A 7964-nucleotide genomic window follows, 5' to 3' on the forward strand; every position below is an offset into this window, starting at 1 on the left:
TTTGTGGTGGTCAGTGTCTGTTGTTTATATTCCCCACCCACCATCCCCCGCAGGGCGGCGCGAGCCGACGGGTATCCCTGTGCAGGAGCGGAACATGAACGATTCCCAGCAGGACGCGGGCGCTGAACGGACGCTCCTGCGGCGCTGGAGACCAGCCGCCGCGATGACGGGCTTCGCCGCCCTCCTCGTGGTGATCTTCGCCGTCGCGTACGTCACCGGATCGGCCGCAGGACCGGTCGCGCCCGGACTCCACCCCGGCCAGGAACAGTCCGCCGGCACCGGCGACGAGGACTCCGGCGGGGGCGGCGGCACGGACGACGACATGGAAGGCGACATGAACATGGGGGAGGGGCACTGATGGCGGCGGGACTTGCGCAGCCGACCGAGATCACCACCGATCTGGTCGTCGGCGGCATGACGTGCGCGGCCTGTGTGAACCGCGTCGAGAAGAAGCTCGGCAAACTGGAAGGCGTCGTCGCGACGGTCAACCTGGCCACCGGCCGGGCCCGCGTCACCCACCCCGACTCGTACGCGCCCGAGGACCTCGTCGTGGCCGTGGAGCAGGCGGGGTTCACCGCGTCGCTCCCGGAGCCGCCCGCCGCGGAAACCGACGGGGGAGCGGGGGCGGCGCCGCGTGACGAGGCCGCCGACGAGGCGACCCGGCAGCGCGATCGGCTCGTCGTGACGGCCGTACTCGCCGTACCGGTGCTGATCCTGTCCATGGTCCCCGCCCTGCAGTTCAGCAACTGGCAGTGGCTGTGCTTCGCGCTGGCCGCACCCGTGGCCGTGTGGAGCGCGGCGCCGTGCCACCAGAAGGCCCTGCGCGGCCTTCGGCACTCCGCCGCGACCATGGACACCCTCGTCTCCCTGGGGGTGATCGCGTCCTTCGCCTGGTCGACGTACGCGCTCTTCCTCGGCGGCGCGGGCGAGCCCGACATGAGCATGCCGTTCAGCCTGCTTCCTTCGGCGTCCGGCGACGTGGCGCACGTCTACCTCGAAGCGGCCGTCGCCGTACCGCTGTTCGTCCTGACCGGACGCTTCCTGGAGGCCCGCGCCAAGCACAACACCGGGGCGGCGCTGCGGTCCCTTGCCGAACTCGCCGCCAAGGACGTCTCGGTGCGCGACGAGGACGGCGGCCGCGAACGGCGCATCCCCATCGGACAGTTGAAGGTCGGCCAGCTCTTCGTCGTGCGGCCGGGCGAGAAGGTCGCCACCGACGGGACCGTGGTCGAGGGCAGTTCGGCCCTCGACGTGTCGCTGGTCACCGGCGAGAGCGAACCCGTCGAGACGGCACCCGGCTCGACGGTGGTCGGCGCCGCGGTCAACGCCGGAGGCCTCCTGGTCGTGCGGGCCACCGCGGTGGGCGATGACACGCGGCTCGCCCGCATCACCCGCCTGGTCACCGAGGCGCAGGCGGGCAAGGCCAAGGCGCAGCGGGTCGCGGACCAGGTGGCCGGGGTGTTCGTGCCGGTCGTGCTCGCCCTCGCCGTCACCGTGCTCGGCTTCTGGCTCGGCGCGGGCGCCGACCCGCAGGCCGCGGTGACCGTGGCCGTGGCGGTGCTCGTCGTCGCCTGCCCCTGTGCCCTTGGGCTCGCCACGCCCACCGCCCTGCTCGCCGCGACCGGACGCGGCGCCCAACTCGGCATCCTGGTCAAGGGACCCCGGGCCCTGGAGACGCTGCGGGGCATCGACACCGTCGTACTCGACAAGACCGGCACCCTCACCACGGGACGCATGCGCGTGGCCCGGGTGACGGCGGAACCCGGCGGCATCGGGGACCGGGCGGTGCTGCGTCTCGCGGGCGCGGTGGAGCAGGGCTCCGAGCATCCGTTGGGCAAGGCGATCGCCGGGCACGCGGAGCAGGCGGAGTCCGGTGAGCCGCTGCCCCGGACGACCGGCTTCACCGCCAGCGTCGGCGCGGGCGTGGCCGGACGGGTCGATGAGCGGCACGTCGAGGTGTGCGCCCCCGGCGACACCCCGCTCTCCGAAGCACTGGCCGCCGCCCTCGCCGCGGCCGAGGACGCCGCGCACACCCCGGTCCTCGTCCGGGTGGACGGCAGGCCCGAGGCGGTGATCGCCGTCGGCGACACCTTGCGGCCCGAGGCCTTCCGGGCGGTGGACCGGCTGCGCCGTCTGGGGCTGCGGACCGTCATCGCGACCGGTGACCGGGAGGCGACGGCGCGGGCCGTCGCCGCCGAACTCGGCATCCCCGAGTCCGATGTGCACGCGCGCTGCACCCCGGAGGACAAGGCCCTGCTGGTCAAGGAGCTGAAGGCGGAAGGGCTGCGGGTCGCCGTCGTCGGGGACGGCGTCAACGACACGGTGGCGCTGGCCGGCGCGGACCTGGGCATCGCGATGGGCGGCGGCACGGACGCCGCGATCGGAGCGGCCGACGTGACGCTGGTCCGCGAGGACGTCCTGGTCGTCGCGGACGCGGTCAAGCTCGCCCGCAGAACGATGGGCACGATCCGCGCGAACCTGCTGTGGGCGTTCGGGTACAACCTTGTGACGGTGCCCCTGGCGATGACAGGGTGGCTCAACCCGATGGTGGCGGCCGCCGCGATGTCGGTCAGCTCGCTGCTCGTGGTCACCAACAGCCTGCGCCTGCGCGCCTGGCAGCCCACCGCCCCCCATGTCGTACGAGGGGGCCGCGGGCCCGCGCGTCAGCTGGAGGCAGCCGCGTGAGCGCCACAGGAACGACCGCGCAGCGGCTGCGGCTGCGGGCCTCAGCCGCCCTCCCGGCACTCGCGGCGGCGGCGGCCAGCGCGCTGGCCCTGGGCGGACTCTCCGTCTGGACCGCCGCCGGAGCCGCCGGCTCCGCACCCGAACTCCGCATCACCGCGGCCCGGCTGCTGCTGCCGTCCGAGGGCAACGAGAGCACGGCCGCCGTGTTCCGCATCCGCAACACCGGCGGCGCCGCGGACCGTCTCGTCTCCGTCAGCTCGCCGACGATGGGCGAGGCCATGCTGTCGCGCGACGCGCCCGTCGGTGAACGGGCGGCCCGCATGTCCATGGTCGAGGCGGCCACGGTGCCCGCCGACGGAACGCTGACCATGACGCCGTACGGACTCGACGTGATGGTCGACATCCGCGAGCCGCTGCGCCTGGGGCAGCGCGTCGAGTTCAGCCTGCGCTTCGAGGACGGCGGGACGCTGAAGACGGAGGCGCTCGTCGTGCGCCCCACCGACTGGAACGCGCCCTGACACGGACGGCGCCTCCGTCGACCCACACCTATGCCCGGGGTGAACTCACCCCGGGCATACGGGGCTTTCGGCCGCGTTCAGCAGTGACGTCATGACCGCCCTGGCCCGTGCCACACGGGAGCGGACCGTGCCGATCGGGCAGCCGGCCGCGTCGGCGGCGTCCGCGTAGGGCATCCCGAGGACCTGCGTGAGCACGAAAGCCTGCCTGCGCGGAGCGTCCAGCGAGCTCAGCAGGTCGAGCAGCGCCACGCCCTCGTCGAAGCCGGGAAGGCCGCCGGGCTGCGATCGTTCGGCCTCCGTACGCCAGTTGGGGCCGTCGGCGAATCGGGGGCGGGCGGCGGCCGCGCGGTAGCGGTCGGCCACCACCCTGCGGGCGATCGACAGCAGCCACGTACGGGCGCAGGAACGTCCGGCGAACCGGGGCAGGGCCGTCAAGGTGCGTAAGTACGTCTCCTGAGTGAGGTCTTCGGCTCCCTGCACATCGGCGCCGAGATAGGCGACGAAGCGGCAGACATCGGCGCGCGTGGCGCGCACGAAACGTTCGAGGGCCTCGGTGTCGCCGTCGCGGGCGGCCAGCGCCCACTCCGTGATCTGTGTGTCGCTCGCGGCGGCGGTGCTGCCGCTCGGCCGCTGTTTTCGCGCAGGCGGCAGCTGTTTCAGGGCAGGGGGCATCGCGGACTGTCCTTCGCGTGCGGACGGAACCTGCCGTGGGGGCATGGCCCCGTCGGCGGACACCCTGCGCGTCCCGGATACGGATACGCATACGGGCGCGGGGGCATGGGCGGTGGGGTCAGCGCGCGCGGCGGCCGTGCGGGTGCGCACCGGCGCATGGCGCACTGCGTCACCGGCCGTGCCCCGGGCGGGCCTTGGCCGGTGGTGTCAGACGGTGCTCGGGCGGTGCGGCGGGCCGCGGCGTGAGACGACGTGGCGCAGGAGCGGCAGCTGCGGCCGACGCGGCGGCAGCGGCAGGGCCACGGACGGCCGGCGTCCGGGCATCGGGGAAGGCCCCTGGACGGCGCGGTCCAGGGGCGCGAAGACGAAGGCGGCGAGGGCCCGTCCGAGGCGGAGCGCCGCGGCTTCGCCCCGCCACAGCCACAGTCCGCACAGCAGTCCGGCGACCGCGTGGGCGGACGTCATGCCGGCCAAGGCGCCGAAGGCGGGCTCCGTGTCGGCGGCGCGCATGTGCGCCATGCCCGCACCGGAGTGCCGCGGGGTGCCGGCCGGGCCGGGTCCCGCCGAGGTCTGGGAGAGCGTGAAGGCCAAGTGCAGCGCGAGCTGGGTCAGCACGCTCGCGCCGCACACCGCGAGGGCGCCGCGGGCCCGGCCGGTCAGGCACCAGGCGGCCGCGGCCACGGCGGCGAACGCGGACCACACGGCCCAGGCGGGCAGCGCGTGGCCGGACATCAGGGCGTGCCCCGGAGCCGTCACCGACACGCACACGGCGGCGAAGACCGCGGAGCGGGTCAGCCGGCCGGCTCCGCCGCGGCGGAGCTCCGTGCCGGCTGCCGGCAACCTCGCGGCCTGCCGGGTCACCGCGGTCCGGGCGCGGCGGGTTCCATGATCGGCAGGCGTGCGACCTGGCGGCAGACGCGGACCGACTTGGCCATCACGCCGTGCGACGTGGCGGCGAGCGAGCAGGCGAGCGCGATCAGCGGCCAGTTCGTGGCCAGGACCGAGGCCGTGGCCAGGGCCAGCGTGGCGACGGCGATGGAGATGCTGGCGGTGGTGCCCGTCCACCCGACCATCCGCGGCAGCTCTTCAGGGGTGGGCAGCCAGCGGGCGAGGGTGCCGGTCGCGGCGAGGGCCCCCGCGGCGAGCAGCGCCGCCACGACCGCGGTCCCGGCCAGATACAAGGCCATCAGCTGGGCGGTCCACGGCAGTGCCCAGTCCTGGGCGTCGCCCGCGTTGCGGACGAGGAACCAGCAGGCGATCAGGAAGGGCGCGGTGATGACGATGGAGCGGGAGGTGTGCCGGGCCTGAGCGATGGTCAGTTCCCGCTGGCAGCTCGCCACCAGGTCCTCCATCGTCCCGAAGTCGCGTAACGCCCGCTCGGCGGCGCGGTCGTGGGACATGCCGTGGCCCGTGAGCTCCGCGACGGAGTCGGTGAGGCCGTCGCGCACCTCCTCAAGCAGCCTGGCCTTGGCGCGGACCGGGCCGTGCAGAGCGGCCTCAAGCGCCGTGAGGTAGTCCTCGACGGGGTCGCTGCGCTGTTCCACGGCGCTCACGTGAGGAGCCCCGGCGGCGCCGCGGGATTGAGGACCGAGCCGATGGCCGTCGTGAATTCGTTCCACGCCGACCGCTCGCTGGCCAAGGTGCGCTGCCCGGCGTCCGTCAGTTCGTAGCAGCGCTTGCGGCGCTCGCCCACGGACTGCCAGCTGCTCTGCAGAAGACCCACCCGCTCAAGGCGGTTGAGGGCGGGATAGATGGTGCCGGTGCGCAGCTCCAGCGCGCCGCCGCTGCGTTCCTGCACGGCCGTGATGATCGCGTACCCGTGCAGGGGGCCTGGCTCGAGCACGGCGAGCAGCAGCCCGTCCAGATGTCCTCTGACCGCGTCCTGTCTCATGAGTAGGCAGCCTACACAATCGGGGCGTTGGTGTGCTATCTATTGGCAGCCAACATATCCATTGCCGGCGGAGGGGTCCGCAGTGAGCAAGTTCTTGTTATCGGTGCATGTCATCCTGGCGATCCTGGCGGTCGGACCGATCGCCGTCGCCGCCTCGATGTTCCCGCGCTACGCACAGCAGTTGACGACCGCCGGGGAGGATCCGGACGGCAATGCGGCCGGAGTCGCCGGGATCCTGCACAAGATCTGCCGCGGGTACGCCCTCTTCGGCATCGGCGTCCCGGTCTTCGGACTCGCCACCGCCGTCCAGCTCGACGCGCTCACCGATGTCTGGCTGATCATCTCGATCGTCCTGACCGCGGTGGCGGCCGCCGTCCTCGCGATGGCCATCCTGCCCAACCAGCAGCGCGTGCTCGCGGTGGCCGGCGGAACGGCCGAGCCCGGCGCGCCCGCCGTGCCGGCGAGCAGGCTCTCCATGCTCACGGGCATCTTCAACTTGTTGTGGACGGTTGTCGTGATCCTCATGATCGTCCGCCCCGGCTCCACGACGGGTGCGTGATCTCGATGCGTACGTTGCGAATCGCCGCCGCGGTCGAGGCCGCTTCCCTGGTCATCCTGCTGGTCAATGTCTTCACCATCCATGCCAAGCCGATCACTTCGCTGGGCGGGCCGACCCATGGCTCGGCCTATCTCGTCGCCATCGCGATGACCTGGGCGATCCCCGCCGCCGCCGGGACCAGCGCCCGGTGGCTCGCCCTGATCCCCGGCATCGGGGCGATGCTCGCGCTGCGCAGGCTCGGCGCCGAGCCTGCGGGCAACGGGCCCGGCGCTTCCGTGCCGCGGCAAGAAGTACGTATGTCGAGCCAAGAGGTACGTACGTCGAGCCAAGAGGTACGTACGTCGGACGAGGACAGGACCCGGTCATGAGCGGCACTGGTGCGCAGGCTGCCATCGAGGTGCGCGGCCTGGTGAAGACCTTCGGGGAGAAGCGGGCCGTCGACGGCATCGACCTCACCGTCCCGGCGGGCACCGTCTACGGCCTGCTCGGCCCCAACGGCGCCGGCAAGACCACCTTTGTGAAGACCCTGGCGACCCTGCTGCGGCCGGACGGCGGCCAGGCCCGGATCTTCGGCCGTGACGTGGTCAGGGAGGCGGACGAGGTGCGTGCCCGTGTCTCGCTCACCGGGCAGTACGCCTCGGTGGACGAGGATCTGACGGGCACCGAGAACCTGGTGCTCCTCGGCCGTCTGCTCGGCTACGGCAAGGCCGCGGCCCGCGCGCGGGCCGCGCAGCTCCTGGAGGCCTTCGGGCTCACCGAGGCGGCGGCGCGGCAGGTGAAGAACTACTCCGGCGGCATGCGGCGCCGCATCGACATCGCCGCGTCCATCCTCAGCACACCGGATCTGCTCTTCCTGGACGAGCCGACGACGGGCCTCGACCCGCGCAGCCGCAACCAGGTGTGGGACATCGTGCGGGCGGTCGTCACCCAGGGCACGACCGTCCTGCTCACCACGCAGTACCTCGACGAGGCCGATCAACTGGCGTCCCGCATCGCGGTGATCGACGACGGCAAGGTGATCGCGGAGGGCACCAAGGGCGAGCTCAAGTCCTCGGTGGGCGCGGGCTCCGTGCATCTGCGGCTGCGCGACACGGCGCAACGGGAAGAAGCCAGGCGGCTGTTGGCCCGGTGCCTGGACGTCCCGGTGCAGCTGGAGCCCGACCCGGTCGCGCTCAGCGCCCGGGTGGGCAGCGGCGATTCCGCCGCGGGGGCGGCCGAGCAGGCGTCGCGTGCGCTGGCCGAGCTGGCGCGGGCCGGCATCACCGTCGACAACTTCTCGCTGGGGCAGCCCAGCCTCGACGAGGTGTTCCTCGCGCTGACCGACAGCGCGGTGAAGCGGGACCGGGCCGAGCAGGCCGAGCAGACCGGGAAGAGCGAGAAGACCGAGAAGGGGGCCATGGCATGAGCGCCGTGACGCAGACGGACGCCGGCGCCGAAGAACTCGCCCCGGTCGCCGCCGAGTCGCTGGCCGGGCTGCTCGGTTCCCGGCAGCGGCCGCCGCGGCCCAGCGCGCTTTCGACGTCCGTGACGTTCGGCTGGCGGGCCATGCTGAAGATCAAGCATGTGCCGGAGCAGCTCTTCGACGTGACGGCGTTCCCGATCATGATGGTCCTTATGTACACGTACCTCTTCGGAGGGG

Annotated in this window: 10 protein-coding genes and 1 pseudogene; 7 read left to right on the top strand and 4 right to left on the bottom strand. The window is 72.9% G+C overall.

The window, feature by feature from the left end; all coding sequences use genetic code 11:
• Positions 1 to 94: 94 nt before the first annotated feature.
• From ACFWY6_RS42410 to ACFWY6_RS42420, 3 genes are read left to right on the top strand one after another with little or no spacing between them, the layout of a single operon-like run.
• Entirely contained in the window at positions 95 to 358 is a 264-nt protein-coding gene (locus ACFWY6_RS42410) for a hypothetical protein (protein WP_384702328.1), read from the top strand.
• Entirely contained in the window at positions 358 to 2685 is a 2328-nt protein-coding gene (locus ACFWY6_RS42415; RefSeq protein ID WP_384702331.1) for a heavy metal translocating P-type ATPase, read from the top strand. Before ACFWY6_RS42410 ends, ACFWY6_RS42415 begins: the two co-directional genes overlap by 1 nt.
• A complete protein-coding gene (locus ACFWY6_RS42420) occupies positions 2682 to 3203 on the top strand; it encodes a copper chaperone PCu(A)C (protein WP_384702334.1) in 522 nt (173 codons plus the stop codon). The genes ACFWY6_RS42415 and ACFWY6_RS42420 overlap by 4 nt, the downstream gene beginning before the upstream one ends.
• Positions 3204 to 3248: 45 nt before the next feature.
• Here ACFWY6_RS42420 and ACFWY6_RS42425 read toward each other — a convergent pair whose 3' ends face one another.
• The 4 genes from ACFWY6_RS42425 to ACFWY6_RS42440 all read right to left on the bottom strand — a co-directional run bounded on the left by ACFWY6_RS42425 (position 3249) and on the right by ACFWY6_RS42440 (position 5766).
• Complete coding sequence (locus tag ACFWY6_RS42425; RefSeq protein ID WP_360774806.1) at positions 3249 to 3875, bottom strand: sigma-70 family RNA polymerase sigma factor; 627 nt, start codon at positions 3873 to 3875, stop codon at positions 3249 to 3251.
• Between the two features lie 207 nt (positions 3876 to 4082).
• A complete protein-coding gene (locus ACFWY6_RS42430; protein WP_384702339.1) occupies positions 4083 to 4715 on the bottom strand; it encodes a hypothetical protein in 633 nt (210 codons plus the stop codon).
• 17 nt (positions 4716 to 4732) lie between these two features.
• Entirely contained in the window at positions 4733 to 5419 is a 687-nt protein-coding gene (locus ACFWY6_RS42435) for a permease prefix domain 1-containing protein (protein ID WP_384702341.1), read from the bottom strand.
• Positions 5420 to 5424: 5 nt separating this feature from the next.
• Positions 5425 to 5766, bottom strand: coding sequence for a PadR family transcriptional regulator (locus ACFWY6_RS42440; RefSeq protein ID WP_266872505.1), 342 nt, complete (start codon positions 5764 to 5766; stop codon positions 5425 to 5427).
• Positions 5767 to 5848: 82 nt separating this feature from the next.
• Here ACFWY6_RS42440 and ACFWY6_RS42445 point away from each other — a divergent pair, with 82 nt between their 5' ends.
• The 4 genes and pseudogenes from ACFWY6_RS42445 to ACFWY6_RS42460 form a co-directional block, all read left to right on the top strand.
• Entirely contained in the window at positions 5849 to 6325 is a 477-nt protein-coding gene (locus ACFWY6_RS42445) for a hypothetical protein (protein ID WP_384702346.1), read from the top strand.
• A gap of 5 nt (positions 6326 to 6330) precedes the next feature.
• Positions 6331 to 6693 (top strand): hypothetical protein, encoded by a 363-nt coding sequence (locus ACFWY6_RS42450; RefSeq protein WP_384702348.1) that lies wholly within the window; start codon positions 6331 to 6333, stop codon positions 6691 to 6693.
• Positions 6690 to 7730, top strand: coding sequence for an ATP-binding cassette domain-containing protein (locus ACFWY6_RS42455; protein WP_384702351.1), 1041 nt, complete (start codon positions 6690 to 6692; stop codon positions 7728 to 7730). Before ACFWY6_RS42450 ends, ACFWY6_RS42455 begins: the two co-directional genes overlap by 4 nt.
• Positions 7727 to 7964 (top strand): annotated as a pseudogene (locus ACFWY6_RS42460) (ABC transporter permease); the annotation flags it as partial. The gene ACFWY6_RS42455 and the pseudogene ACFWY6_RS42460, both read left to right, overlap by 4 nt.

Source organism: Streptomyces sp. NPDC059037 (genome assembly GCF_042740015.1).
In the GTDB taxonomy this organism is placed as follows: Bacteria; Actinomycetota; Actinomycetes; order Streptomycetales; family Streptomycetaceae; genus Streptomyces.

Bases quoted from the DNA above. Each gene is read 5' to 3' on its own strand.
- ACFWY6_RS42410 (WP_384702328.1), top strand. From the start codon at position 95: ATGAACGATTCCCAGCAGGACGCGGGCGCTGAACGGACGCTCCTGCGG.
- ACFWY6_RS42415 (WP_384702331.1), top strand. From the start codon at position 358: ATGGCGGCGGGACTTGCGCAGCCGACCGAGATCACCACCGATCTGGTC.
- ACFWY6_RS42425 (WP_360774806.1), bottom strand. From the start codon at position 3,875: ATGCCCCCTGCCCTGAAACAGCTGCCGCCTGCGCGAAAACAGCGGCCG.
- ACFWY6_RS42440 (WP_266872505.1), bottom strand. From the start codon at position 5,766: ATGAGACAGGACGCGGTCAGAGGACATCTGGACGGGCTGCTGCTCGCC.
- ACFWY6_RS42450 (WP_384702348.1), top strand. From the start codon at position 6,331: ATGCGTACGTTGCGAATCGCCGCCGCGGTCGAGGCCGCTTCCCTGGTC.
- ACFWY6_RS42455 (WP_384702351.1), top strand. From the start codon at position 6,690: ATGAGCGGCACTGGTGCGCAGGCTGCCATCGAGGTGCGCGGCCTGGTG.